The following is a 26,946-nucleotide window of genomic DNA, read 5'->3' on the forward strand; positions in this document are numbered from 1 at the left end:
AAATATTTTACTGGTGTTAGGATCTTAACGTTAATGTCACTAACGCAATGCCATGATCTGTACTTTCGCCATCACGCTCGAAAATAGGATTAATTAAGTGTCGATCGTAAGTATCGTAAGCGCTGACTTGATAAAGACTGTCGTGGTAACTGGCATCAAATTCACACGATAATAAAATGTAATCGAGTACCGAGCTATCAGCACCAAAATAATGTGTTGGCGTACGCACAATTTGCTCTTCGCGAGCACTACTATTTTTAGTATCAGCAGTATCATTTTTTTCTACTATATCTGATGTGTTTTTACTATCTTCATCAGCTTTACTCGCTTCATGTTGTTCATTCTTGATTGCTGTTTGAAGTAAATCCCACGCATCATTTAAACAATACTTAGCAAGATAAGCATCACGGTCAATGGCAGAAACAAAACGTAAAGTATTTGTCAGCAAATGACTTAACACACCATCGTCTAAGGTATTATTAAAATCCCCCATTAATACCATAGGGTTGCCTGTAGCCTCGCGTCGTTCAATCATATCAATCATTAATAACGTCGCTTCACTGCCGCGTTGTATGGTTGAACCCCAACCACCCGCCACGTTAGCTTTTAGACTTTCTATAATCGTTTTTTCTGGCGACCAATGGTTCTTTTTCTCATCGATTTCAATCATCGAACGCTTAGATTTAAAGTGCACAACATAACAATCACACTTGCCCATATGCGGGAGTTCAACAGTCGCTCTAATGACCTTTCGGCTAAAAGAAAAATCATTGGCTAAGCCTAATGTTTGCGCTAGTTCAGTATTTGCTTTTACTGCAGCCACCTCAGTAATAGGATAACGAGAGGCGATGGCTACCACCGGACTACGATAAATAAAGTCATCAATAACAGTAGGTTGATCAACCACTGCAAAATAGGCATACCCCTGTGCGGCAACTAATTCTTTTAATGAATCGGCACTAAAAACTTCTTGAAAACCAATAATGTCAGGTTGAAATTCACTTAGATACTCAGCAACCCATTTCTGTTTTTTTGCCCATTGCTCAGCACTATAAATGCGCTCAAATTCATAATAAGCATTTGGCGGTTCAAGGTAATTAAACAAGTTGAAAGTAGCAACTTTAAGTTGCGTATTTGCTACAGATACTGAGAGGGTTTCAGAAGAAGGGGATTGATCTATTTCTGTTTTATTGTTGTCGCTGATGATGATAACTCGCCTAAGTGATGAGTGATAATTGTACCTCATCATTTATACCCGTTCCACTTGAAGATGCTCGTTTCAGGAAGTCTGAATCATGCATCTTCAAATGGAGCGGGTATATACTCATGATACTTCAAAATGTCTATTTCAGGACGCCTGAGCAATTCATGATCAAGGCGCTTATTTTTATTAATGGTTGTTCCCTTAAAAAAAGGAGCAACGACAAACATGATTTGCTCAGGCGTCCCCGAAGGGCGAGTTTTAAAGGCTTAAATGCGGCGTTATTGATTTTGACAAGGGAATAACCATACTCTTCAATCAATGCCTTGCCTCTAAGCCTTTAAATTCTCGCTGAAACGAGCATTTCGAGGTAACATGAGTATAATAAAGTTATCTAATTAAAAACCAGTAATGTTGTTGTGGGGAAGGGACTCTATTTATCAGCGTTTAATATTTGCTCTAATTTTAAGTCCGTTAACTTCATCACACTTTTGACCACATAAAACATGATTGCCATCAACATTATCGTTGAAGGTATAGCAATGACGGGATAACTTAATAAAGTCATTTCTCCAAGCTGTTCATTAAACTGCGTGGTACCTGCAGGACTAACTACTATCCATTTTGCTAATAGATAATTCATCGTCGCAGAAAAAACAAATGTTGCTGCTAACAAGTGATTTGCCCACTGAATTTTAGCTTTAAATTTATCTGTTTTATTTTTATTTGATAGAGACTCATAGATTAAATCTAAATTAAATAACATAGGATTTAATAAAATTTTGGCAATAAGCGGTTTGCCCCAAAAGCCTGATATAAGTACTACTAGCCCTATAGCTGAAGGTATTGCTGCTTCCTTAATGGCTAACCATTCCACATCTAATTCAAATAAACCAATGCCACCGGTTAAGAAGGTACTTAAAAAGCCAAGTAATGAAATAAAGTTCATCGACTTGTTTTTAATAAAGTCATACAAACCATAACTAATAGGAAATAATAATGCCAAAATCAAAGCATACATAGAGCCTAAATATTCATCTCCCGATAACTTCATTAAAACAATCGATGGAACAGCAATATTAAAAATGACTTCTAACAGGATATTATTAGGGCGTTTGGCTTTTGTTTGAATAGACACGATAACTTCATAATTTGGAAACACTGAGATAAGTAAGTATATTTCATCTGGTATTAGATCACAAAGCTAAAGGGGCAGGTAAGATAATTGATTCTGACGCAGTTATTTTAATTCCAACAATCTGAAACATGCATCTTGCTTGGTTATAGGTATAATCATTGAAGTTAAATTTAACCTAAAAATATTTTACTCAGATAAAGCCAATTATTATGAATGAAAAAAGAAAACTGCAAGACCCAACGCTAGTGTGCACTTGCAATGAGCTATATATCGATAATATTGAAGAGGCTATTCATGAAGGCGAAGAAGAGTATGCTGAAATCATGCAATACAATGATACATTCCCTCGATGCGGCGAATGCCATGACCATGTTCAACAGTTAGTTGACAATATTAACCGTTGAACAGTTAGAGAAAACACGACATAACTAGTGGTGAAATGTTGTTCTATCAATGCAGTTAAGTTCGATACTCTGCATTAATTTTGACGTAATCATAACTAAAATCACAGGTCCAAATAGTTGACTCTTCATTGCCTCGATGGAGTTGCACGGTAATATCAATTTCTGCTTCGTTCATTATCGCTTGTCCTTCATCTTCCTTATAACTTGCGGCACGTCCCCCTTTTTCAGCCACTAATAAACCACCAAAATAAAGTTCTAATTGGTTGGTATCTAAATCAGCTAATGAATCACACTCACGTGAAGCATAACCAATAGCAGCAAGTACACGGCCTAAATTAGGATCAGAAGCAAACATTGCTGTTTTTACTAAGGGACTTTTACCAATAGAAAAACCGATAGTTTTTGCTTCATCAATAGATAACGCACCTTTAACGGTGACCGTTATAAACTTAGTTGCGCCTTCGCCGTCACGAACGATGGCTTTAGCTAGGTACTGAGAGGTTTCAAGTAAGGCATCAAAAACTTCTTGGTAACCTTTATCATTAGGGCTTGTGATAGCCACGGCATTACTTTTCCCGGTAGCAATAACAATAAAGGAGTCATTTGTTGAAGTATCGCCATCAACAGAGATGCAGTTAAATGATAAGTCTGCAATTTCTTTAGTCATACTATCTAATAACGATTGCGTTATATTAGCGTCGGTTGCTACATAACCTAACATGGTCGCCATATTAGGATGGATCATGCCAGCGCCTTTGGATATTCCGGTAATATTGATGCTTTCACCACCAACCTTTACCTGAGTCGCATAAGCTTTAGGGGCAATGTCCGTGGTCATAATTGCAGAAGCAGCATCAGCCCAGTTGTCAGTAGTTAAATTAGTCACCGCAAGTGGTAAACCTGCTAAGAGCTTATCCATAGGCAGATGTTCTAAAATTACGCCTGTTGAAAAAGGTAATATGGACTCTACTGGGATAGCCATAATTTCAGCTAAATGTTGGCAGGTTGTTAGTGCATCTAACATGCCTTGCTCGCCTGTTCCTGCGTTAGCATTGCCTGTATTTACGACTAATGCTTTGATGCCTGACACATTGCCTCCCGTAGTAGCATTATTTTTTACTGCATCTAAATGTTTTTTACACAAGGTTACTGGCGCAGCGCAAAAACGGTTTTGGGTAAAAACACCAGAGACTGCACTACCATCACAGATTTCTATAACGAGTAAATCTTTACGGTTTTGTGTTTTAATATTTGACTCAGCCCAACCTAGGCGAATGCCTTGAATTGGCGTAAGTGAAGCAGGGACTATTTCAGGTAAATTGACAGGCATAAAGAATTATTAATAATATAAAAGTAGATAAATATTACTATTTTATGGGTTTTTATGCAAAAGAATCATTTAGGTAACCTAGGATAAAATGCAGTTTTCTGTTGTCTCGACATTCTTTTGCTCGCTTTAGAATCCATTCAAGTATATTCAGGTACATTCAAAGTAACAGTGCTGAATGTATCTCACCGGAGAACGTTGCATTTTTGTTATTTATTAAAACTGAGTTATTAAATTTAGTTTTTAAAGCGTAGATTTTTTAAGTAACCTGAACTCTGGATAATGAGTGCTTGATGTTTAAGTAAAATCAACAACTTAGATTGTTACGTATGAAAAGTAATAAAATTAAAGTAGTTATACGCTTTATCAATGTTTTATTTTATTCAATTATCAAGGCAAAACGTTTATGAATAGCTGGCTATTTATCGACGTTTTAACGCTGAGAATTGGATGAAGAGGAATGTTGAGCAAGTGCTGCTTATCCAGAGTTCAGGTTAAGTAATAAAAAACCCCCAACAATAAATGTTAGGGGTTTTACTTTCACTCTTTATAAGAATGATATTAATAAGCCAGATTTGTTAAAAGTTAACTTATCAGTAATCACTTCATGATTAACCGTTGCTTACGTCTTCAAAATCAGCATCAATTATATCTTCATCCTTAGCGCCATCATTGGCAGCGTTACCTTGATGCTGAGCTGCTTGTTGCGATTGCGCTTGTTCAGTTTGCATGGTTTTACTATAAGCTTCTTGTAATGCACTTTGACGCATTTCAATTGCAGCTTTATCACTGCCATTAACTGCCATTTTCAGTTGCTCAATTAATGTTTTAAGCTCCGTTTGTTGATCTTGAGCTAAACTCGTCATTGACGTTTGCACGGTATGAATTAATTGATCTGCTTGGTTACGTTGATCAACTAACTCACGCTTTTGTTTGTCTTCACTCGCGTGCAGTTCAGCCTCTTTCACCATGCGATTAATTTCATCTTCCGTTAAGCCACTTGAGGCGGTAATTTTAATGCTTTGCTCCTTGCCTGTTGCTTTGTCTTTCGCTGACACATTCAAAATACCATTAACATCAATATCAAAGGTAACTTCAACTTGTACTGAGCCTCGTGGACCTGGATTAATATCCGTTAAGTTAAATTGACCCAACGATTTATTATCTGTTGCCATTTCACGTTGCCCTTGCAACACATGTACTGTTACCGCAGCTTGATTGTCTTCAGCCGTAGAGAACGTTTCAGAAGCGCGGGTTGGTATAGTGGTGTTTTTTTCAATAAGTTTAGTCATTACACCACCTAACGTTTCAATGCCGAGTGATAGTGGTGCTACATCAAGTAATAACACATCATCTACAGCGCCTGACATCACCCCCGCTTGAATTGCAGCACCCATTGCAACCGCTTCATCTGGGTTCACATCTTTTCGTGGTTCTTTAGAAAAGAAGGTTTTAACGGCTTCTTGCACTTTTGGCATACGTGTTTGACCACCCACCAAAATTACCTCGCTAACATCAGCTTTACTTAAACCAGCATCTTTTAATGCTTGTTCACACGGTGCGATGGTGCTTTTTACTAAATCATCAACTAATGATTCTAATTTTGCTCGAGTAACTTTTACGTTTAAGTGTTTAGGACCACTGGCATCAGCCGTAACGTACGGTAAATTCACCTCTGTTTGTAGTGCCGATGATAACTCGATCTTCGCTTTTTCAGCCGCTTCTTTAATGCGTTGCAACGCTAAAGTATCTTGATGAATATCAATACCACTTTCTTTTTTGAATTCATCAGCAAGGTAATTAATTAAGCGTAAATCAAAATCTTCACCCCCTAAAAAGGTATCACCATTGGTTGCTAATACTTCAAATTGTTTTTCACCGTCTACATTGGATATTTCAATAATTGAAAGATCAAAAGTACCGCCACCTAAATCGTAAACCACCACTTTTTGATCAGCGTTACTATTTTTATCAACGCCATAGGCTAATGCTGCGGCAGTGGGTTCATTAATAATACGTTTAACATTAAGTCCTGCAATTTTACCTGCATCTTTGGTTGCTTGACGCTGCGAATCATTAAAGTATGCCGGCACGGTAATAACCGCATCTGTCACCGTTTCACCTAAATAGGCTTCAGCATCTTTTTTCAATTTACGTAAAATTTGTGCTGACACTTCTTGTGGAGACAATGCTTTACCATCGACCTCAACCCACGCATCACCGTTGTCCGCTTTTACTATTTTATAAGGCGCTAACTTAATGTCTTTTTGCACTTCTTTATCGTCAAATTTACGACCAATCAATCGCTTAATCGCAAATAATGTGTTGGTAGAATTGGTCACGGACTGTCTTTTTGCGGGTTGACCCGCTAACGTTTCATTATTTGCATAAGCAACAATTGATGGGGTTGTGCGGCTACCTTCTGCATTTTCAATAATTTTGGCAATGCCACCTTCCATAACCGCGACACATGAATTTGTTGTACCTAAATCTATACCAATAATCTTAGTCATAATAATCACCTGTTATCTAATAAAAGAATCTAATAAAAAGGGGTTCATAAAAAATGAACCGTATGGCAATTACTTGTAAGTAATTTTGCCCCTAAAACAATCCGAGATAAACCGACGAAGATTGATGGTTTACCGTTAGATGTTTGGTTTATGAGGCTATGATACTCAAGGTAAGGAAGTGCTTCTGTCATAAATATGACAGTATGCGTAAGTTTCTATGTTTAATTTTTAAAGTTAAATATCAATGTATTAAGGCGATGGGAGTGTGAGGTGATTAAAGCTAACATTAACTTTTGCTATATAGTCATAACTCGGTAGAATAAAATACCTAGTTAGGTTACAACTAAAATTACTTTATTTATGCATAAAGATGTTTCTCAATTACCTCAAAAAGCGAATCCCGCGTTAGTTAAACAAGCTAATCTTTTTGCCGATTTACCGACAAAATTAATTGAAGATTTTCAACAAGAATTTCAGCTTAATCAATGGAATAAGGGCGATTACATTAATTCTGACATTTTAACACAACGCTTTTTTGTTGTGATTGAAGGTAATATAGAAATTAAACAAAGTAACCCTGATACAGGCAGAGAAGCAACGTTAGACATGCTTTATGCTGGCGATTGTTTTGATTTAATGGTGCTATTAGACAATCAACCCCATGAAGTCATTATTTCACCTTTAACAACGGTAAAATTATTATCAGTCAAACTTTCAACGATGCGATATTGGTTGTGGACTTATCCGGAATTTAACCAACAATTCATGCCTTATATAGCCAAAAAAATGCGTGAAAAAGAACAACAGGCTAGTAGTCTAATTTTACACGATGTAACCACACGTTTAAGCCGTATTATTTTAGAACACATTAATAAAATTAAGTTTTACACGGGTACTAAAGAAGAAGAGCACCAGCATCATTTAGTGAATGGGTTAAACGATGAAACGTTGGCACGGATGACTGGCTCTGTAAGGCAAGTAATTAATAAACAATTACAGCACTGGAAAAAAGAAGACGTCATTGATAAAAAGCGTAATCAACTCATTATTAAAGATTTAGAAGCATTAGAAAAAGAAGCAAAATACACGCAAAATTTAGCTAATGCTCCTTTGTCTAAGTCCTAACCGCACAATAAAAGTTAATGACTTAACCCCGTAAACGCATACATCAATCAACTCTCTTGATTGATGTTCGACATATTATCCCTGGTTTTATTAGTCACTAAGTTAATTTTGACAAAAACTTCTTTATTTGGGTATCCATCAGCAATCAGTTGATGTTGCAGCTGAAATGATCGAATGGCCTGTCTACTTTTAGGTCCCCAGATACCATCAGGCTCACCTGTTTCAAAGCCTAATGAATTGAGTTGGCTTTGTAGGTTTTTCATCTGTGCAACACTATAAGGTTTCACGTTAGTTTGCTCTTTGTGTGAAAACTCAATGCCTTTAGCGCCAACTAATTTATTAGCTAATAAGCCTACTGACAGTGCATAACTTTTCGAAAGGTTCCACGTCATAATCACATTAAAATTAGGGTAGAGTAAAAATGCAGGTCCTTTATGGCCTGAAGGTAGATATAGCTCAGCCTGAATGTCATAAGTTGATAATGAATGGTTATTTGTTTTTTTTACGCCTAATTCTTTAAAATAATCAAGTGGGTAATATTGATCAAAAGCCACTTTATCAAAGGCAAAGTTTGTTGGTAATTTAACTTCTCGGCCCCAGCGTTCTTTAGGCTGCCAACTGATTTTATTTAAGTAATTGGCCGCCGTTGTTAAGGCATCAACCTCGCTTTTCCAAATGTCGACTTTGCCATCATTATCACCATCAACGGCATATTTTAAGAAGGCAGTAGGCATAAATTGCATATGGCCCATCGCACCAGCCCAAGAGCCTTGCAGTTGTTCAACAGCAACTTGCTTGGTTTCAATTAAGGTGAATAAGTTTAATAATTCTAGGGTAAAAAACTCACTACGACGTTCATCACAGGCTAAGGTGGCTAAAGAGTTAAGTACCGACATTTTACCTTTATGCTTGCCAAAGACTGTTTCTAAGCCCCAAAAAGAGACTAAATATTGGCGTGGCACGCCGTATTTTTTCTCTAAGGCATCAAACAGTTTTTTATTTTTCTTTAGTTTCTCTTTTCCCACTCGCACATGATAATCGGTAACTCTTGCTTTAATATATTGCTCAAAGGTTTGGGTAAATTCAGGTTGTTTTTTATCTAAAGCAATCACTCGCTTAATGGGGGAAATATTATCAATAACGGTTTGGGTTATATAGGATGAAAACCCCGCGGTTTCAGCGCGTTTAGCTAAGTTTACTTTACACTGGAGAAAATCCTCATCGGCAATTGTGGCGTTCGCTAATAAAGGAAATAATGCGCATAGCATGATTAATTTTCTAAAATGAACAAGATTGAGTGTGTTTTTAATAAGTCGGTTTGACGAGAGCATGAATGGGCATTCCTTGGCTAAAGCTGAAAATTAAGAAAAAGTAGCAATTCTATGGTTAAATTTTACCTTGATAACAATCATTAATCACCGTTTTTTTCATGTGCTACCGGTTGTAAGGTTTCAGCCCAAGTGTGATAAGTATTCTCACCATTTTGTTCAATTTTCATGAGTAAATATTCAATGAGTACTTTGACTTTTGTGGGTAAAAACTCGCGTTTTGGATAAACACAATAAACGCCTTCTGATGAACGAAGAAAAGATGAAATAGGGACAATGCTTTTCGATTTCAGCCAGTCGCGGGCAATAAAATGGGGTAGTTGGGTTAAACCAAGCCCTTGGGCGCATAGCTCAGCCAGAGCTTCACCATCATTAACAATATACTGACTGCCAGGATCATAACTCTCAACCCCATGACCTTCATCGACCGTGATGGGCATTAAACGTCCAGACTGAGGGTATTTGAAACGAATCCAACTATGTTGAGAGTATTCTGCGGCGCAGGCAGGAAAATCATTAGCAGCAATATAGGCAGGTGAGGCACAAAGAATAAAATCAATTGGGCTCAGCATACGTGCAACCAGCCGTTGGTCATCGAGTTTACCGGTACGAATGGTTAAATCAATGCCCTGTTCTAAAATATCAACATAACTATCATTAAACGAAACGTCCAAGGTGATGTCTGGATATAACTGAGTAAACTCCTGTAATAACGGCATCACATAAAGCCGACCATAAGACACTGGCAAGTTTACTTTAACCTGTCCACATGGCAGATCATTGGTTTGTTTTAAGTCTTGTTCACATTGTTCTAGCTCTAAGACTATTCGCCTTGCCGTGATTAGATAACGAGAACCTGAATCAGTTAAATGAACCTGACGGGTAGAGCGGTTGAATAGTTTAATACTAAGATTATCTTCAAGGCGTGCCATTCCTTTACTCACGGTCGATGCAGACAAACCTAAGTGATTTGCAGCCGCCGCAAAACCACCATGATCAACCGCGTTAACAAATAGCTTTAGTAAGCTTAACTTATCCATAGGTGAAGTTTTGTCACAAGTAATATGAAGTTGGTGATATTTAATCACATCATAAGGACGGTTACTATGTTGCCAGAGAATTTAATGTTTTAAGGAATAATAAAATGAAAAAATTAATTATTGGCTGCACCCTGTTACTTAATGTAGGTTGCGCATCGGTATCACAACCTAACCGTTTGGAGTTTATCGATCTTAGCCATCCAATCCCAACATTTGCACCAAGCAAAAGCGATGCGACCAAGCCAGATCTAAATCAGCCTCTTGATAACAGCACACCAATTGCGGGGTTTTATCAACAAGCCATACTCTATCCTATCGATAAATGGGCAACTAGCCAGGGCCATTTCAATAGTCGGGCTATTTTAATTCAAGAGCATAACGGCACCAGTTTTAATGCCCCTAATCACTATCAAAACGATGTAAATAGTACAGAGAAAGGGGCAATTCCTGCTAGTAATCGTAAAGCAGCACATCAATTGGACAGCGAGCAACTAACCGGAAATATTGTGCTAATTGATGTATCTAATAGGGTAAAAGCCGAACTGGATAAAAATGATGGTCAACCAAGCACAGATCTCAATATCACCGATTTTTCTGATAAATCACAAGCGACAATCAGAGCCGCTGATATTCGAGCCGTTGCCGATCAAATTACCGATGGCGCGTGGTTAGTCGGTCGTGTTGGTTGGGAACAATTTTATTTTTCAGGTACCGAAGACTGGAATAAGTCGCAGTATGTTAATGGCCTAAACCACCCTGGGTTTACCAGAGAAGCTATTGAAGAAATTATCAAAATTATGGAAGAAAAAAAGGTCAAGATATCGGGTATTGCCGCTGACAGTTTTAGTACTGATTCTGGACAGGGGGCGAAAGGCAGTGACGACAAATGGAGCAACGCGTGGCCAGCACATGTTCGTTTATATCAACGTGACATCTTAATTGTTGAAAATCTGACAAATCTTTCATTATTAGCTCAACAGCAAGGTGACTGTTCATTGATGGTTGGAGCATTAAACCATGTGGGTGGCACGGGTGGTCCAGCAAGAGTGATGGCGGTATGTGAAGGACAAACGGCAACCAAAGAACCAGTAAAATTTGTCCACCGTCATCGTTAAGTTGTTTGATCAGCCAAGTAAGTCGGTTTGTTGATTGAAAATAAGGGGAGTTAGTCGTTCTCCTTATCGTTATAACGTATGCTAAATCAAAGGATTAAAGGCCGTTGTCTTCGGTCCAATCTTTGAGTTTTTCTAAAATATCTAATGCCGTGCGGCCAAAATCGGTGATTTCATAAGCGACGGCAATAGGGCGATCGCTGATCACTTCACGGGTAACTAGGCCTTGTGATTCCAATTCTTTCAAGCGCTGATCGACCATTTTCTTACTTGCGCCACCTAACATGCGAGATAGTTCGTTAAAACGAACTGGACCATCTTTTAGATGCCAGAGGATAGACGCTTTCCATTTACCCCCTAAAACCCGCATGCCCCGCTCAATAAGACAGGGTTCTTCACAACTTTCTAAATTTATTTTTTTAACATTACTATTTGTTTTAATTGTATTTTTCATTTTATTTCTATTTTCAACTTAGTGGTTACTAAAAGTATACTGGTTGCTTTAATTAACCACTCTAGCATAATACTACTATCCGTTACCAATCAAGATGCATTAACGTTAACTGTTAACGCTCATATTCACTGTAGTGCAATTTAGGAAGCCAGTTTATGCAAACACTCATTTCTTATGATCCAATTAATAGAGCGCCTTTGGGTGAAGTACCTCTTACGGAGCCAGTAGACATGCCCGCGCTTGTTTTGCGTGCAAAAAAAGCACAAAAGCCATGGTCGGCTCTATCTCTTGATGAACGCCAACAAAAAGTAATGAAAGCCTACGAGCGTCTTGCTGAGGTAGAAGAGCAACTAACATTATTGATCAGTAAAGAAATGGGTAAAGATTATCGTAGAGCAAGTTACGAGGTGGCTGGCACTGTCCAAAATGCGGCCTATTTTACTCAGGAAATAGCGCAAGCCTTAAAAGCGGAGTCAATGGGAAGCAATGCTGAGATGCAATATCGGCCATTAGGCATAGTCGCCGTTATCTCACCTTGGAATTATCCATTGGCGATGGCGAATAACTTATTGCTGCCTGCGCTAATTGCAGGTAATAGTGTAGTGTTAAAACCATCAGAAGAAACGCCCTTAGTTGCTGACCTTTTTGTTAAAACATTAAACCAAGTGCTACCTGAGAATGTACTACAAATAGCACATGGCGATGCAAAAACCGGTAAAGCTTTGGTTAATGCCGACATCAATATGGTGGCTTTCACTGGTTCATTAGCTGCTGGAAAGCATATTATGGCAAGTGCCGCGTCAGGACTTAAACGCTTAGTGATGGAGTTGGGAGGCAATGATCCACTTATCGTTATGGCAAGCGCTGATATTGATAGAGCAGTTCAGTTTGCGGTGGCTAGCTCTTTTGAAAATACCGGTCAGATGTGTACTTCTACTGAGCGTATTTATGTAGATGAACGTATAGCCGATGAATTTGAGCAGAAAGTAGTTGCGTTAGCGAGTCGCTATCAAGCGGGCGCTTGGGATCAGAATAATGTCAATATTGGCCCGATTGTTAATCCTAAACAGCATGCTAATGTGTTGTCTCAACTTGAAGATGCTCAAGCAAAAGGTGCTTCATTCTTATTAGGAAAGCACCATTATGCATTACCTTATATACAACCTACAGTCGTAACTGGCATCACACCTGATATGCTTTTAGAGCGAGATGAAACTTTCGGTCCTGTGGTAGCTATCAGCCGCTTTGAGCAACTATCTGAGGCGATTGAACGAGCTAATGCCAGTCCATACGGTTTAGGCGCCGTAGTATTTGGTGGTGCTGGAGCCAATGCCGTTGCAGAGCAAATGGAAGCTGGCATGGTCGCTGTCAATCAAGGTGCTGGCGGTCTTGGACCCTGGGTTGGAGCTAAACAAAGTGGCTTCGGCTTTCATGGAACTGCTGCGGGTCATCGTCAATTTTCCCAGCTGCGAATTATTAACAAATAAATAATACCAATCGGATCAATAAATTGATCCGATTGGTATAAATGATAGAGTAAAATATGAATCAAAAAATAGATAAAACCGCTGACTTTTTTATCGCCGCTTTAGAGCCCGGAGCAGAGCATCCTGCTTTACCTGCATGGGGTAATCACCAAGTAAATCCTGCAAACTTAAGTGATAGTATTGATATCAATGATATTGAACGACATGAATTGACTCAGGTCCCTGGTGCATTTCAATTATTCAATGTATTGACAAAAGATGAGTGTGAAAAGCTAATTAGTATTAGTGAACAGTTGGAATTTTTACCCGATGCCGCTGTCTCTTTGCCACGAAGTGTTCGTCATAATGATAGCTTAACTTGGATAGTTGATGAACAAACTGATGGCATTATTTGGCAGCGAATTGCGCATTTAATGGATGATAGACAGGCTATATTTGGTGGCAGTAAAGCGTTGGGGATCAATGCGCGTTTTCGTTTCTATCGCTATAATCCCGATGACTATTTCAAACCCCATTCTGATGGTTCTTGGCCGGGTAGCCGCATTATTAATGACGAGTTGATTGCTAATGCTTATCCTGATCGTTATAGCCAAATGACTTTTTTAATATTTTTAAGCGAAGATTTCCAAGGAGGTGAAACGCGATTTTTAGTGAATGCTGATGATCCTACTAAGCCTGCAACATCGAATGACAATGTTAAAAATGTTGATGTTCGAACCCCGGCTGGCGGGATATTATGCTTCCCTCACGGTATGCACCCATTGCATTGTATACACAGTTCAGTACCTATTACTGATGGGGTTAAGTATATAATCCGTACGGATGTTTTATTTGAATTGTAAGCTTGCTTTGGAGGTATTTGTTGCGATGGTAGCCTCCAAAAAAGAAAGTAGAAAGAGTGGAGGTTGTCTCGCTTTTTCTACTCATTTTGGTATCTCTTGAGCTGTGAACAATAGTTTTCTTTATGCGGTATAAATTTCTTTGGCTAATCGGTCGCTAAAATTTCATTGATTTCTTCAATATGTGTTTTTAGCTTACTCAAGCAAATATCGGCATCTTCATCAGTCATACCATTACCTTCTAATAACACATAGCGGTCTTGATCTAGGTCTATCATGTTGGAAAAGTAGAAGGCATCTTTCCAATACTTACACGGGCTAGGCTGGGTCGTTAAGTGATCTTTGCAAACTTGTTGATCTTTTACATAAGGAAGCACTGCCAATGCTTTATGTTTGTAAACTTTAATAGAAACGCCTCCAGGCCAGTTTTTTAAACGAATATCGAGGTCACATTTAATATCGTCATTTTCTTTTTTTAGGTAGACCTTTTTTACTTCAAAGGAGCCTCGCCATTGAGAAAATAGACTTCCATAAAATATCTCGTTTTCTATTTCATTAAATTTACTTTCAATTTTTTGAGTCATTAAATTGATGTTATCTGACATGATGTTGGTGCCTTTTATTATGTAGAAGTTAACTGCTAGCTTGGACAGTTAAGTGCAGTTCATACCGCTATGCTACTGAGACTACATAGAGCTGTAAAGCCATGGAGGACGTCTTCGTTATGAGTATTTTTTATGGTTTGATAAGTTTAATTTTTAATAGCACAACGACTCAATATAGCTGCTGTGTTCAGCTCAGGCACCGCGTTTAGGCCTACATTAATTTGATATTTCCTTAAGAGGTTTTACTGTATGATGCCCGATTTTATTGGGATATTAACAGACAGTGCAGCGCTCCATATTTACAGAACGTAATTACCTGACCTATTTGTGTGGCAGTATATTTTCTACTCAAGGTATTTGGATTCAGCGTATGACACTAGGCTGGATGATGTGGGATCAAACCCATTCTGAAAGCTGGTTGGGTATGTTGGCCTTTTTAATGTTCTTCCCATCGGTCATTATAGGTCCCTTGTTTGGGGTGATGGTAGATCGTATTAACCGTCGCCAGGCTGCGGTTGTTACCAGTATTATACTGGGGCTGTTATCACTACTATTGTCATTATTGATATGGCAACAGTTAGCTGATGAGATGATGTTGTTATTTTTTGCCCTAGGAATAGGCATAGCCAATAGTGCTTATCAGTCGATACGACTGTCTTTAGTACCTGAATTGGTCAGCGCTGTTAATATGCCTAAAGCGGTGGCAATCAATGCTATTTTATACAATACCTCTCGTTTTATTGGACCGGTTATTGCCGGACTCCTGATTAAATATCAGGGCAATGCCGTCGCATTTGCCGTGGTTGCTGCCTGTTATATCCCGTTAATTATCGTATTATTGCTGTTAAAACTTGATGAGAGCCAGAGGACTGCTGAGGCAAAGCAATTCACTTTTTTTATGGATATAAAAGCGGGATTGAATTACGCCCTGCGTTCGGACTTAATTCTGCGTTTATTAATGTTAATTGCTGTCTCTGCTATGTTCGGTAGGGGATTGTTAGAAATTTTACCTGCAGCGGTTGATGTACTTTACGGGCGCGGCGTGGAAGCATTAGCTTGGATGAATTCAGCGGCGGGGATCGGCGCTATTATCGCAGGTTTACTGCTGTCATCTTTTAGTGCTGGGCGCTTATTACCAGCAATGCGTATAGCAGTCATTAGCTCCGGTTTATTGTTGGTAGTCTTTAGTTATACCCGTAGTTTTGAGTTAGGTTTAGTGATCATAGGGGGATTAAGTTTTTGTGCCACCGTTTGCGGCGTCGGTACCCAGTCACTAATCCAGGTGTCAGTGACAAGTGCCTTTAGAGGTAGGGTCATGAGTTTGTGGGGCGCCATTAATATTGGTGGTGGCGCATTAGGTGGCTTATTATTCGGTGTGTTTACCGAGTCTGTGGGATATCCCTTCACACTCATTACCATGGGACTGATTTGTGTTGTTATCGCTTATGTCGCCACACGCCGTATTAGGTTACCTGTTACATTCAACCAGCCAAAGTGTGATTAACATTTATTGATTGTTAAGTTATCAGGAAATCACACTGGGTTGTATTTCAATAAAGAGTTGGGTAGTGACGACATCGAGTATAAAGCGCTAAATTTCAGTGGATATTTTATTTCTTCCGGTGTCCTTTGCTCTATACAATATTTGATCTACTTTATTGATCATGCTGCTCATTTCAATAGCGTCGCCAGAAAAGTACTCTAAACCAATAGATACAGTAACTTTTATCAAATCACCTTCATAAATGGTTTCAAGGTTTTCAATGTTTTTTCTGATTTTCTCAGCGACAACCATGGCGGTTACTTTTGGTATTTCTGGCAAGAGTACCAAAAACTCTTCTCCACCCCATCGGCAAATAGTATCTACTTCCCTAATGCTGTTGGTCACAGCTTTTGAAAAGGCGATTAAAGCAGCGTCTCCACAGGCATGTCCATACCTATCGTTGATTGACTTAAAATGGTCAATATCTAACATTAACAGCGAGAAACCTCGTTTGAATCTTCTAGAACGAGTAATTTCTGAATGGAGTAATTCGGTAAAATATCGGCGGTTGTACAGTTCCGTTAAAGGATCTCTTCTTGAGGATAAGATTAACTCTTCTAGTAATTGATTTTTTTCAGAAATGTCTCTGATAACCGCAGTAAATTCAACATTATCAGCAATACGAATTTTTGATATGGTCACTTCAATGGCAAATTCACTGCCGTCTTTTCTAAGGCCTTGCACGGCTGCTCTAGTTTGCATGGGTCTAGAATCTACTTGTGATCTTTTGAACCCTTCGACATAACCATGATGTTTAGCTTGGTATTTTTCAGGTAATAACTTGGTGAGTGGCTGACCCATTATTTCTTGTTCACTGTAGCCAAACATTGATTGGGCAGCTTCGTTAAAAAGCTTCACATTTTGCTGTTCATCAATGGTAATTATACCGTCATAAGCGTTATTAACTACCGCTTCGAATCGTTTCATTGAGAGGTTTAGCTGTTTTTCTAAGACCTTTTTTTCAGTGATTTCAACACAGGTTTGAATGATTCGAAATTTTTCATCAGCTGAGTTTACGATAGGAGATACTATTGAACGCCAGCATCTTTCTTGGCCTTTATAGTCAAGCACAATCTCAGTTTCCAAAGCAATGCGTTCATTTTTACAATGAATGAATGCTTCTTTTAATGGGTTGTGAATGTATCTTGGGAAGATTGTTGTCAGTGGCTGACCAAGTGCTTTTGCGCTTGAATATCCCATAAGATCCTCATAGCGACTATTGCAACTGACCAGTTCAAAAGCTACCGACTGAGGGTCGAACTCAAATACAGCAAAACTAGCGCCAATAGCCTCAATTGAGCTGATAAGCGTGTCGTGATCACTAAGAAAAAACATGTGGTTCTCCGTTACCGAGGATTTATATATTGCTCTGAAACTTTTAATCGTATTGTTGATGGCTAAATTGAATTTTTAGAAAAAGAAAATAATTTAGGCAAAGATAGTGAATAAGACACAGAAAGTTGCTTTTAAATTTCGGTGCACTATATATATTTTTATTTATTATTTCAATCTCTTATATTGCTTAACAAAGAGAGGTGTTCTGCCGAGTCATTCATTGTCAGGGGGGAATTGCGCTAATCTGTTAACTAAACATGTGCCTTAATTCAGTGAAATATTTTGACTAACAAGCAATAAATAATACTTTGAAATAGAGATGATCAAATATCACGGTTGCTTATGTTAGCAATATAGTTTTTTATCTGTTTATTGTTTGTCATTCTTTTTATTATTAAAGCATCTTGATGTTATTGGAAATAAAAAATGAGCAGTGAAAAACAAAACGAGAATTATAAAAATGGTGAGCAAGTTCGTCGTGAAGTAATGGGAGATGAATTTGTTGATCGTGCTTTAAATAATGCCACTGAATTTGACCAACCTTTACAAGATTTAGTCATGGAAAATGCGTGGGGAAGTACTTGGAATAGAAATGACTTACCAAAAGATACCCGAAGTTTAGTGACTATCTCTATGTTAATCGCCCTAAAAGCACCGAATGAATTAAAAGGTCATGTTCGTGGTGCATTACGTAATGGGGTAACTAAAGAAGAGATTAGAGCGGTGATTATGCATGCGAGTGTTTATTGTGGATTTCCTGCCGCTATTGAAGCAATGAGAGCGGCTAAAGAAATTATTGATACTTGGGAAGGGTGAGTGAATTTAGATTATTCGATGCTACAGCTCCAATGGTAGAACTGCCACTTTCATGGATGAATATCGGCAGGTTTTGACGGTAAACTAAAACTGAAGATAACTGTTCATCCCCGTCACCTTTCAAAGTGCATGATTTAAGTGGAAGTTAAAAGTGATTTAGGCAGGGCATTTATTTTAAACAATGGTTATTCCCTTGTTCAAATGAATAACGCCGCTTAAATCGCTTTTAACCCCATCGAAGAAGCGCTTGAGCAACACCACTACATCGTTGCACCTCTTTATAAGGACGCTACATTGATGGTGTTATTAGAGAATGCAGGAGCATATTCTCTTGAATAACCATTACTACAAAGTCCCGCCTTGTATTGAAATTGCTCAAGTACTCTTAAACAAGCATCTTGCATGGTAACGGGTATAAATTGAGCTGATACTCAGGTGAATACTAATCACATCCATGTGATTAACCAAGTCTATTTTTTGTTGGTTATACGAATTGAAGCTTTATTAATTTTAACCGCTTCCATGGTTCTTCCATTGCGAGTACCTAAAGCTTCAATTTTAGCTAAGCTGTTTTCTGGATCTGCGACTACTTTACCAAAAACGGTATGTTTACCATCTAAAAAGGGGGTTGGGATAAAAGTTAAGAAAAATTGGCTGCCATCAGTGCCGGGACCAGCATTTGCCATACTTAACGTTCCCGCCTCGCTATGACCTATTTCACCTTCAAATTCTCCATCATACTTATAACCAGGATTGCCTGCACCTGTTCCTGTAGGGTCACCGCCTTGTGCCATAAAGCCAGGAATAACACGATGAAAAATCAAGTCATCATAGAAACCCAGTTTAGTTAAGTAAATAGTGCTAGAAACATGCATAGGTGCTGAATCGGCCAACAGCTTAATGGTGATATTACCTTGGTTTGTTTGCAGCTCCCAAAAATAATCTTTACCGGGGGCAAAAGTAAGTAATGGCGGCTGACTTAACTTGGTCTTCCAAGCTGGATCTGTTTTATCAATTGCTTGCTTAGTAATAAACTTATTTGTTTTTTTTACTACATCATCACTGCCACAACATGCGGTTAGTGTCATTGTTAAAAAAAGGCTAGCGATGATCTTTTTCATAGCATTCATATAAAATATCTTATTTTTTTAATTCAATTTGTTGAATGTTATCAGCTCTTATCGATGAAATCTCAAGTATCAGATAACAATCTCTAGTGGTAAATAAGAAAAGTCACCTATACAGAGTGAGACTATTACACCGCTTATTATGCCGTTAATAGAGATGGCATAATAGGCGTATAGCTCGAAGTAATTGTCAGATAAGTTATCAAAAATTATTTATTTTTAACGGGACGACTTTTATAAAGGACTAAAGCCGTGATTAAAAAGGCTAAGAAAAATAAACCTAATGTGGCACTTGTTTGATCTGACAATACATCATCAGGACGAAGAATTACGCGGCCATTGTCTTCTATTTGATAAACTTGATGGAATTTACCATTCACTTGCACCGATTGTAAGGTGATTTCTTTACCTAAAAGTACGGGTGATTTTTTTTCATCACAATATTCGGTTCTAAATTTAACCGATAAATTATAAGTAAGATCAGAGTCAGCAATGCTTAATGAAGCAGCGCCTTTTGGCGGGCAATGTAATTGAAATATAGTGCCTTTAACTGTTTGAATATCTGTTAATTCAGCGTACGATTTTGAGTGTTGAGAACTTTTTATACCGAGAAATAAAAAGAAGGCGGCCAAGGTTAACAATAATATTTTTGCTGTTTTATTCATAAAATTTCACACTTGATTGTCTCAGTTGAAAGACAAAATAATTTACTAAAATGGTGTGATGAAGTTGAACACAGCAGTAGCTTATATGTCTTGATTTATATCAGTAATAGATTCTTTTTATACGATTCAATTGATATGTCTTCTTTTAACACAAAGACTCACATCGAAATTTAACGTTTCATTTAGCTCATTGGTTGCCATAACCATTGAAAAGAGGAGTAATGGTTGCTCATTCTTTTCTGCCAATGCATAAACATTTAAACGCATAAAATGAACATGGCACAACAGATTCTGATGAGCGTAGTCAAACCATTCTCCTAAATAGATTTATCATGTGGAAATAAATGAATAGCAAGAATGTTTTTATCTTAAATTATAACATTAACAGCTACTTAATACGTAGTTGAAATATAACATCTGTCTCCAATAATTTTATATCTTACTCTTCATATTGATACTGAAACTAAGAAAGTACTCTAGCGTTCCCCCAGTTGATTACTCAACAGCGTATCGTAGCTAATTTTAGCTAAATTAGTTATTGCTGTACTTTTAAAGCTTAGCGACTTAATGAATATAGTTCGTGTACGAATTTAAAATTGTATATATATTTTATGACTTTTTGTCTGATTTTGGCTAACAAGTCTAAATTTTCATTAACTAATCGCAATTAATATCAATTTAGCACTGATTAGTACGAATTTAGTACTAACTAAATAGTGGGTTGATCATTTCTGTTCAAACTATTACAATTATAATTAATTGAACGTTCAATTAAAATAATTTTGAGAAGTTTGTGCCAAAAGTTGGAATGAAACCCGTACGTAAACAACAATTAATCAACGCTACTTTAGAATCGGTGGCGCAATACGGTTTACAAAACACCACGATTATTACCATTAGTAGAATTGCTGGCTTATCGTCAGGGATCATTAGTCATTATTTTGGTGGTAAGCAGGAATTGGTTGAAGCAACAGTTAAACATTTGCTGGATCAATTGAAATCAGCACTGCTTGATCGTATCGGTCAGCAGAGTCTAAGTGCGACCGAACGACTTAGAATGATCATTGAGGCAAACTTTACCCAATTACAACGTTCAGCGCCGGCAACAAAAACCTGGCTTAGCTTCTGGGCGCAGTCAATGCATCAGCCTGGATTGGCTCGCCTGCAACATATCAACAGCAAGCGCTTATACAGCAACCTACTTTTTTCTTTTCGTCAGTTATTAACTGATGACCTCGCAGTTATAGCCTCTAAACAGACCGCTGCGATGATTGATGGTTTTTGGTTGCGAAGCGCTTTAAGTCCTAGGCCTGAAGAAGAATTTAAACAGGCCGAACAATTATGTAAAAAGTTTATAGACGATCTGCTTAAGCAGTACGGAGATATCAATTGTCGTTAGTACGTTATAGAAATTTTGTCGATGGTGCCTACATGGCAAACGACAGTGGTGAAACATTCGATGTGATTAACCCAGCTACGGGAAAAGTAATTTATCAAGTTGAAGTCGCCGATGGAAAAATTAAACAAGAAGCAATAACTAGTGCTCAGAGTGGTTTTGCTACTTGGTCAGCAATGAGCGCTATACAGCGCAGTCGAATTCTACTCAAAGCGGTAGCTTTGTTACGCGAGCGTAATGATGAACTGGCAGAGATTGAAGTACTTGATACCGGTAAACCATGGCAAGAAGCTTCAGTTGTTGATGTTGAGTCAGGTGCTGATTCTATCGAGTTTTTTGCGGGCTTGGCTCCTGGAATTGAAGGTAATCAGCAGCAAGTCGATGGTGATTTTTATTACACTCGTCGTGAAGCATTAGGTATTTGCGCCGGTATTGGTGCGTGGAATTACCCATTACAGATAGCTTGTTGGAAAGCCGCACCTGCATTGGCGTGTGGTAACTCGATGATTTTTAAACCATCAGAAGAAACACCATTAGGCGCATTAAAACTCGCTGAGATTTTCACTGAAGCAGGCATTCCAGATGGCGTATTTAATGTTGTTCAAGGTGCTGGTGAAGTGGGTTCTTGGTTAAGTCATCACCCAGATATCGCTAAAGTTTCTTTTACTGGTGAAGTTGGTACTGGCAAGAAAGTCATGGCAGGTGCTGCCACGACGCTTAAAGATGTCACTATGGAACTTGGTGGAAAATCACCATTGATTATTTTTGATGATGCAGATATCGACAATGCTGTTTCTGCTGCCATGTTAGGTAATTTTTATACGCAAGGTGAAGTTTGCACCAATGGTACGCGCGTATTCGTACAAGAATCAGCATACCCGAAATTTATTGAGAAATTACTGCAACGTACTCGCCAAAACATTATCGTTGGAGATCCAATGGATCCCGAGACAAATTTTGGTGCTCTCATCTCGAAAAAGCATTTTGATTTGGTATCAGATTATATCAAAGTCGGTATTAAAGAAGGCGCTACGCTACTTCATGGCGGCACATCACTGCAGCCAGACAATGCACCCAATGGCTATTTTATTGCGCCAACTATTTTTACCGATTGTACTGATGGCATGACAATTTGCCGAGAAGAGATTTTTGGGCCAGTAATGTCAGTATTAATATTTATTGATGAAGATGAAGTGGTTGCTAGAGCCAATGCTACTGATTATGGGCTGGCAGCGGCGGTATTCACACAAGATATTAATTGTGCTCACCGTGTTATCCATAAAATGGAAGCTGGAATTTGCTGGATAAACAGCTTTGGTGCATCACCTGCGCAAATGCCTGTAGGTGGTTATAAACAGTCAGGTATAGGACGTGAAAATGGTCTGGTTACACTAAACCATTACACTCAAATTAAATCCGTTTATGTTGGTCTTCAGCCACTTGATAGTCCTTTTTAAAAGGGACTCGTTCGTTCGTGAGAGACACTTTCGAAACCCTAAGTCGTTTCGAAATCTGTATTGATAATAAGAAAAAAATCAATGCAAGTGTCTGATAAGTGGTAAATAAGTTACAGATAAGAGTTTTACATGAAAAGCGAAAAATTTGATTACATTATTGTTGGTGCAGGCTCTGCAGGCTGTGTACTGGCTAACCGTTTAAGTGAAGACAGTAATAATCGCGTATTGTTACTTGAAACCGGTGGTAGTGATAAAAGTATTTTTATTCAGATGCCAACCGCACTGTCAATTCCGATGAATACCAAAAAATACGCTTGGCAGTTTGAAACCCAACCTGAGCCATTTCTTGATGAACGTCGTATGCATTGCCCACGAGGCAAAGTATTAGGTGGCTCATCATCAATTAACGGCATGGTTTATGTTCGCGGACATGCTAGAGATTTTGATGAATGGCAGCAAAGTGGTGCCCAAAACTGGGATTATGCTCATTGTTTACCATATTTTAAAAAAGCTGAAACTTGGGCATTTGATGGTAACGAATACCGTGGTAAAAGCGGACCATTAGGGGTTAATAACGGTAATGAAATGAAAAACCCGCTGTATCAAGCGTTTGTTGATGCAGGTGTTGAAGCTGGTTATTTTGCAACGGATGATTATAACGCTGCAGCACAGGAAGGGTTTGGCCCAATGCACATGACAGTTAAGAACGGTGTGCGCTGTTCTACTGCAAATGCTTACCTTCGCCCAGCAATGGCGCGTAGTAATTTAACGGTAATCACTCATGCGTTAGTCCATAAAGTATTATTAGACGGTAAAAAAACTGTTGGCGTACGTTATGAACGCAAAGGGCAAGTTTTCGATGTGAGTGTTGAGAAAGAGGTGATTTTATCGGCGGGGCCTGTTGGTTCACCACACCTTTTACAACTCTCTGGTATCGGTGCTAAAAAAGACTTGGAAGATGCTGGTATTGAAGTGCAACATGATTTGCCCGGCGTAGGTCAAAACTTACAAGATCATTTAGAATTTTACTTCCAGTTCAAATGTAAAAAACCAATATCACTCAATGGCCAACTTGGCTTGTGGAACAAATTTTTAATTGGCAGCCGTTGGTTTTTCACCAAAAAAGGACTGGGCGCTACTAATCATTTTGAATCTTGTGGTTTTATTCGTTCTAAAGCTAATGTTGAATGGCCAGATTTACAATACCATTTTCTACCTGCAGCAATGCGTTACGATGGTAAAGAAGCCTTTGCAGGACATGGGTTTCAAGTTCATATAGGTCATAACAAACCGAAAAGTCGCGGTTCTATTAAAGCGATATCAAACGATCCTAAAGCACATCCACAAATACGTTTTAATTATCTTGAACACGAAGAAGACCGTGAAGGTTTCCGTGCTTGTGTGCGTTTAACTCGAGAAATTATCAACCAAAGTGCGCTTGATGAGTATCGTGGTGAAGAAATTCAGCCAGGTATCAATGTGCAAAGTGATGAAGAAATTGATGCCTTTGTTCGTCAATTTGTTGAAAGTGCTTACCATCCTTCGTGCTCATGCAAAATGGGTACAGATGAATTAGCCGTTGTAGACTCAGAAACTCGCGTACATGGTATTGAGGGATTACGCGTTGTTGACTCGTCTATTTTCCCAACCATTCCAAATGGTAATCTTAATGCACCAACGATAATGGTTGCAGAACGTGCCGCTGATCTTATTCGAGGCCGTGAAATACTAGCGCCTTCTCAGGCTGCCGTAAAGATTGCGCCTAACTGGCAGCAACAACAGCGTGCTAACGAGCCAAAAAGAAAAATATAACAATAAACTAATAAAAATAAACCAATAAAAGTTTAATCGTGAGTACTCCATCAGGCATTAATTATCGCCGTCAAGATACTAATCATGGCTGCGACAATTGACATTTGAAACCTAGGTAAGACTAAGTGAATAACTCTATTCGCTTAGTCTTACGTGGGCGATACCGAGTACTCTAACTATAAAAAGAAGAGGAGTAATACGTGTTTACATCTATTAAAACCATTATGGGGAGGTCGTTATGACCGCTTGGTTATCTGCAGGGATCTTATTTACCTTTGCTGCCATTGCCTTTGTGTTATATCGCTGGGGAAATATTCGTTGTGTGGGTGTAACACCCGTTAAAACATTTACCTTTATCGCTATTTTGTTCACATCAGGTCTTGATGTTGGACTTATCATGTTCCCGTTAACGGAATTTGCAGGTTATGCTGATTTAGTAGCAAGTCCTGAGTATAGCTTCACTAACGCTTTGTCTATTGAATTTGGCTTTTGGGCGTTTCTTATCTGGGGTTTTTACTTTCTAACTTGTTTTTACTTCTGTGTTATTGAGCCGCGCGTGCAATTTTTTCAATTGCCGTTAATTAAGCTGATTAACAATGTTGTCATCATAGGAACCTGTGCTTTTACTGCGTATTTATTGCTAACTAACTTGCCGTGGTATGTACCTGAACTTGGCGATGGTGAATCAATTATTGGTAGTTTCTATCTGATTGTTTTCTTAGTTATCGCTGCAGCTGTCTATTCTAGTACCAGCATACGTTATGTACGTTTGCTAAGCCTCGCGACTACTTGGCTATTTATTGGCTTGATTGCTCTTATGTGGGGTGGTGCTTTTCTTTCAGAAGGTTCAAGTATCGGTGAATTTGCCAGTACGATTGCCTTACTTGGCGGCTACTTTGGCAATATTCACGAATTCGTTCTGCCATTAAATGATTATCATGAGTTCTACCTTTACTGGTGGTTTGCATGGAGCATTATGATTGGTCAGTTTACTGCCCGTTTTGTTGGTGGTTTACGTACTTATCAAGTGTTGGGCGCTATGTTGATATTCCCATCTATTCCAATCGCGATATGGTTCACTGTGTTGTATTACTACAGTGCTAACGGTCTTGAAACCGCTGGTTTCTACAACATTATGATGGCAATTGTCGGCGTTACTTTTGTGATCAACTCTCTCGATTCATTGATTCGTTTATATACCGATAATTTGAATTTGAGTGTCAACCGCGTGGGCAAAGTTAAATACTTTTTGGGCAATATCATTGTGCTGAGCTTACTTACGTTGTTATTCAAGTTGGATTTCTTACAAATCCAATGGGTTGGCGCCGTAGTTATTGGACTGTTCTTCACTTGTTTTGGTTATATTTTATTGACCAAATTTAAAGTGGTCAGCGAGATAGAGTGTTCACCGAAAGAAAATAAAATCGATTTTAATAAAATTGAACTAATAAATTAGTTTCAGATATCAAAAAATTTAATGAGAAAAATAATAATGAATAAAATTATAATTGCAGCGGTAACAACTGGTCTACTAACTCTTTCTGCCTCTGCTTTAGCAGATGTATCTGCAACGGTTAACCTAGCTTCAGATTACACTTTTAATGGTGTTAGCCAAACAGGTAATGATCCAGCGCTACAAGGCAGCTTGGATTATGCTGCTGATAGCGGATTTTATGCAGGTACTTGGGCGTCAAACGTTGATTTTGGTTCTGGTGAAGACACCAATATCGAATGGGATGCTTATGTTGGACAATACTTTCAGCTTAATGACAAATTTGGGCTAGATACCGGTATTGCGTATTACACCTATCATGGTGACTCTGCGTCTGATACTTACAATTACCCAGAAGCTTATGCAAAATTAGGTTACAGCTCATCTATGGGAGATAGTGAATTAAACTTCTGGTACAGCTGGGATTATTTTGGTTTAGATGTAAGTCATTACATCGCTATGGTTGCTCACACAGTAGAAGTGGCACCTGGACATAACATTAAAGTGAGTTTTGACCGCTCAACATCTGCTGATGAAGCTATTTGGGCTTGGGATGGCACAGATGCTTACAATCATTACCGTGTTGAATACATGACAAATTGGAAAGGATTTGATTTTGACCTAGCCTTTGAAAACACCAATATGGATATTGATACGGCTGATGCTCGTGTAGTGTTTTCAATTTCTCGCACATTTAGTTTATAATCGATTTAGATAGTCCCTGAATGTT

General features: G+C 38.5%; 23 protein-coding genes. 12 read left to right on the forward strand and 11 right to left on the reverse strand.

Features of this window, described 5'->3' with window-relative positions:
- Window positions 1-16 precede the first annotated feature (16 nt).
- Window positions 17-1,249, reverse strand: a complete 1,233-nt coding sequence (locus CPS_RS05820) for an endonuclease/exonuclease/phosphatase family protein (protein WP_011042145.1) — start codon at window positions 1,247-1,249, stop codon at window positions 17-19.
- A 385-nt stretch (window positions 1,250-1,634) separates the two neighbouring features.
- A complete protein-coding gene (locus CPS_RS05825) occupies window positions 1,635-2,339 on the reverse strand; it encodes a VC0807 family protein (RefSeq protein ID WP_011042147.1) in 705 nt (234 codons plus the stop codon).
- Window positions 2,340-2,548: 209 nt separating this feature from the next.
- On the opposite strand from CPS_RS05825, the gene CPS_RS05830 reads away from it, so the two are divergent.
- Window positions 2,549-2,743, forward strand: coding sequence for a (2Fe-2S)-binding protein (locus CPS_RS05830; protein WP_011042148.1), 195 nt, complete (start codon window positions 2,549-2,551; stop codon window positions 2,741-2,743).
- 55 nt (window positions 2,744-2,798) lie between these two features.
- Here the strand turns inward: CPS_RS05830 and argJ are convergent, their stop codons facing one another.
- Window positions 2,799-4,073, reverse strand: a complete 1,275-nt coding sequence (gene argJ / locus CPS_RS05835) for a bifunctional glutamate N-acetyltransferase/amino-acid acetyltransferase ArgJ (protein ID WP_011042149.1) — start codon at window positions 4,071-4,073, stop codon at window positions 2,799-2,801.
- Window positions 4,074-4,681: 608 nt separating this feature from the next.
- A complete protein-coding gene (dnaK, locus tag CPS_RS05840) occupies window positions 4,682-6,583 on the reverse strand; it encodes a molecular chaperone DnaK (protein WP_011042150.1) in 1,902 nt (633 codons plus the stop codon).
- Window positions 6,584-6,943: 360 nt separating this feature from the next.
- Between dnaK and CPS_RS05845 the strand changes: the two genes are divergently transcribed.
- On the forward strand, window positions 6,944-7,708 hold the full coding sequence (locus CPS_RS05845) for a Crp/Fnr family transcriptional regulator (protein WP_011042152.1): 765 nt from the start codon (window positions 6,944-6,946) through the stop codon (window positions 7,706-7,708).
- Between the two features lie 47 nt (window positions 7,709-7,755).
- Here the strand turns inward: CPS_RS05845 and CPS_RS05850 are convergent, their stop codons facing one another.
- Both CPS_RS05850 and CPS_RS05855 read right to left on the reverse strand, forming a co-directional pair.
- Window positions 7,756-9,039, reverse strand: a complete 1,284-nt coding sequence (locus CPS_RS05850) for a lytic murein transglycosylase (protein WP_011042153.1) — start codon at window positions 9,037-9,039, stop codon at window positions 7,756-7,758.
- Between the two features lie 80 nt (window positions 9,040-9,119).
- The gene (locus tag CPS_RS05855; protein ID WP_011042154.1) at window positions 9,120-10,076 is read right to left on the reverse strand and encodes a LysR family transcriptional regulator; all 957 of its coding nucleotides are present in this window, start codon (window positions 10,074-10,076) and stop codon (window positions 9,120-9,122) included.
- 104 nt (window positions 10,077-10,180) lie between these two features.
- Here CPS_RS05855 and CPS_RS05860 point away from each other — a divergent pair, with 104 nt between their 5' ends.
- Complete coding sequence (locus CPS_RS05860; RefSeq protein WP_011042155.1) at window positions 10,181-11,191, forward strand: cyclase family protein; 1,011 nt, start codon at window positions 10,181-10,183, stop codon at window positions 11,189-11,191.
- A 94-nt stretch (window positions 11,192-11,285) separates the two neighbouring features.
- Here the strand turns inward: CPS_RS05860 and CPS_RS05865 are convergent, their stop codons facing one another.
- Entirely contained in the window at window positions 11,286-11,642 is a 357-nt protein-coding gene (locus tag CPS_RS05865) for a winged helix-turn-helix transcriptional regulator (RefSeq protein ID WP_011042156.1), read from the reverse strand.
- Window positions 11,643-11,797: 155 nt separating this feature from the next.
- On the opposite strand from CPS_RS05865, the gene CPS_RS05870 reads away from it, so the two are divergent.
- Together CPS_RS05870 and CPS_RS05875 are read left to right on the forward strand one after the other, a co-directional pair.
- Window positions 11,798-13,129: an aldehyde dehydrogenase family protein gene (locus tag CPS_RS05870; protein WP_011042158.1), complete on the forward strand. Its 1,332-nt coding sequence runs from the start codon at window positions 11,798-11,800 to the stop codon at window positions 13,127-13,129.
- A 56-nt stretch (window positions 13,130-13,185) separates the two neighbouring features.
- Window positions 13,186-13,971, forward strand: coding sequence for a prolyl hydroxylase family protein (locus tag CPS_RS05875; protein ID WP_011042159.1), 786 nt, complete (start codon window positions 13,186-13,188; stop codon window positions 13,969-13,971).
- 143 nt (window positions 13,972-14,114) lie between these two features.
- On the opposite strand, the gene CPS_RS05880 is transcribed toward CPS_RS05875, so the two are convergent.
- Entirely contained in the window at window positions 14,115-14,573 is a 459-nt protein-coding gene (locus CPS_RS05880) for a hypothetical protein (RefSeq protein ID WP_011042160.1), read from the reverse strand.
- A 283-nt stretch (window positions 14,574-14,856) separates the two neighbouring features.
- Here CPS_RS05880 and CPS_RS05885 point away from each other — a divergent pair, with 283 nt between their 5' ends.
- The gene (locus CPS_RS05885) at window positions 14,857-16,077 is read left to right on the forward strand and encodes an MFS transporter (RefSeq protein WP_011042161.1); all 1,221 of its coding nucleotides are present in this window, start codon (window positions 14,857-14,859) and stop codon (window positions 16,075-16,077) included.
- A gap of 87 nt (window positions 16,078-16,164) precedes the next feature.
- Here the strand turns inward: CPS_RS05885 and CPS_RS05890 are convergent, their stop codons facing one another.
- Window positions 16,165-17,451, reverse strand: a complete 1,287-nt coding sequence (locus CPS_RS05890; protein WP_011042162.1) for a sensor domain-containing diguanylate cyclase — start codon at window positions 17,449-17,451, stop codon at window positions 16,165-16,167.
- Between the two features lie 426 nt (window positions 17,452-17,877).
- Here CPS_RS05890 and CPS_RS05895 point away from each other — a divergent pair, with 426 nt between their 5' ends.
- Window positions 17,878-18,267 carry a carboxymuconolactone decarboxylase family protein gene (locus CPS_RS05895; RefSeq protein WP_011042163.1) on the forward strand — a complete coding sequence of 130 codons (390 nt, stop codon included), beginning with the start codon at window positions 17,878-17,880 and terminating at the stop codon, window positions 18,265-18,267.
- Window positions 18,268-18,737: 470 nt separating this feature from the next.
- Here the strand turns inward: CPS_RS05895 and CPS_RS05900 are convergent, their stop codons facing one another.
- Entirely contained in the window at window positions 18,738-19,397 is a 660-nt protein-coding gene (locus CPS_RS05900; RefSeq protein WP_011042166.1) for a peptidylprolyl isomerase, read from the reverse strand.
- 206 nt (window positions 19,398-19,603) lie between these two features.
- Window positions 19,604-20,059: a hypothetical protein gene (locus CPS_RS05905; RefSeq protein ID WP_011042167.1), complete on the reverse strand. Its 456-nt coding sequence runs from the start codon at window positions 20,057-20,059 to the stop codon at window positions 19,604-19,606.
- A gap of 793 nt (window positions 20,060-20,852) precedes the next feature.
- Here CPS_RS05905 and betI point away from each other — a divergent pair.
- The 5 genes from betI (at window position 20,853) to CPS_RS05930 (ending at window position 26,921) form a co-directional block, all read left to right on the forward strand.
- Window positions 20,853-21,458: a transcriptional regulator BetI gene (betI, locus tag CPS_RS05910; RefSeq protein WP_041736724.1), complete on the forward strand. Its 606-nt coding sequence runs from the start codon at window positions 20,853-20,855 to the stop codon at window positions 21,456-21,458.
- Entirely contained in the window at window positions 21,449-22,912 is a 1,464-nt protein-coding gene (gene betB, locus CPS_RS05915; protein WP_011042170.1) for a betaine-aldehyde dehydrogenase, read from the forward strand. The genes betI and betB overlap by 10 nt, the downstream gene beginning before the upstream one ends.
- A gap of 129 nt (window positions 22,913-23,041) precedes the next feature.
- Window positions 23,042-24,724 (forward strand): choline dehydrogenase, encoded by a 1,683-nt coding sequence (betA, locus tag CPS_RS05920; RefSeq protein ID WP_011042171.1) that lies wholly within the window; start codon window positions 23,042-23,044, stop codon window positions 24,722-24,724.
- A gap of 238 nt (window positions 24,725-24,962) precedes the next feature.
- Window positions 24,963-26,180 carry a choline transporter gene (locus CPS_RS05925; RefSeq protein WP_011042172.1) on the forward strand — a complete coding sequence of 406 codons (1,218 nt, stop codon included), beginning with the start codon at window positions 24,963-24,965 and terminating at the stop codon, window positions 26,178-26,180.
- Between the two features lie 36 nt (window positions 26,181-26,216).
- Window positions 26,217-26,921, forward strand: coding sequence for a TorF family putative porin (locus CPS_RS05930; protein ID WP_011042173.1), 705 nt, complete (start codon window positions 26,217-26,219; stop codon window positions 26,919-26,921).
- Window positions 26,922-26,946 lie beyond the last annotated feature (25 nt).

It is taken from the genome of Colwellia psychrerythraea 34H (assembly GCF_000012325.1).
Taxonomy (GTDB): domain Bacteria; phylum Pseudomonadota; class Gammaproteobacteria; order Enterobacterales; family Alteromonadaceae; genus Colwellia; species Colwellia psychrerythraea_A.

Bases quoted from the DNA above. Each gene is read 5' to 3' on its own strand.
- dnaK (WP_011042150.1), bottom strand. From the start codon at position 6,583: ATGACTAAGATTATTGGTATAGATTTAGGTACAACAAATTCATGTGTC.
- CPS_RS05930 (WP_011042173.1), top strand. From the start codon at position 26,217: ATGAATAAAATTATAATTGCAGCGGTAACAACTGGTCTACTAACTCTT.
- CPS_RS05820 (WP_011042145.1), bottom strand. From the start codon at position 1,249: ATGATGAGGTACAATTATCACTCATCACTTAGGCGAGTTATCATCATC.
- CPS_RS05855 (WP_011042154.1), bottom strand. From the start codon at position 10,076: ATGGATAAGTTAAGCTTACTAAAGCTATTTGTTAACGCGGTTGATCAT.
- CPS_RS05870 (WP_011042158.1), top strand. From the start codon at position 11,798: ATGCAAACACTCATTTCTTATGATCCAATTAATAGAGCGCCTTTGGGT.
- CPS_RS05905 (WP_011042167.1), bottom strand. From the start codon at position 20,059: ATGAATAAAACAGCAAAAATATTATTGTTAACCTTGGCCGCCTTCTTT.
- CPS_RS05890 (WP_011042162.1), bottom strand. From the start codon at position 17,451: ATGTTTTTTCTTAGTGATCACGACACGCTTATCAGCTCAATTGAGGCT.
- betA (WP_011042171.1), top strand. From the start codon at position 23,042: ATGAAAAGCGAAAAATTTGATTACATTATTGTTGGTGCAGGCTCTGCA.
- CPS_RS05875 (WP_011042159.1), top strand. From the start codon at position 13,186: ATGAATCAAAAAATAGATAAAACCGCTGACTTTTTTATCGCCGCTTTA.
- CPS_RS05925 (WP_011042172.1), top strand. From the start codon at position 24,963: ATGACCGCTTGGTTATCTGCAGGGATCTTATTTACCTTTGCTGCCATT.
- CPS_RS05830 (WP_011042148.1), top strand. From the start codon at position 2,549: ATGAATGAAAAAAGAAAACTGCAAGACCCAACGCTAGTGTGCACTTGC.
- CPS_RS05850 (WP_011042153.1), bottom strand. From the start codon at position 9,039: ATGCTCTCGTCAAACCGACTTATTAAAAACACACTCAATCTTGTTCAT.
- CPS_RS05865 (WP_011042156.1), bottom strand. From the start codon at position 11,642: ATGAAAAATACAATTAAAACAAATAGTAATGTTAAAAAAATAAATTTA.
- CPS_RS05900 (WP_011042166.1), bottom strand. From the start codon at position 19,397: ATGAATGCTATGAAAAAGATCATCGCTAGCCTTTTTTTAACAATGACA.
- CPS_RS05845 (WP_011042152.1), top strand. From the start codon at position 6,944: ATGCATAAAGATGTTTCTCAATTACCTCAAAAAGCGAATCCCGCGTTA.
- argJ (WP_011042149.1), bottom strand. From the start codon at position 4,073: ATGCCTGTCAATTTACCTGAAATAGTCCCTGCTTCACTTACGCCAATT.
- CPS_RS05860 (WP_011042155.1), top strand. From the start codon at position 10,181: ATGAAAAAATTAATTATTGGCTGCACCCTGTTACTTAATGTAGGTTGC.
- CPS_RS05895 (WP_011042163.1), top strand. From the start codon at position 17,878: ATGAGCAGTGAAAAACAAAACGAGAATTATAAAAATGGTGAGCAAGTT.
- CPS_RS05880 (WP_011042160.1), bottom strand. From the start codon at position 14,573: ATGTCAGATAACATCAATTTAATGACTCAAAAAATTGAAAGTAAATTT.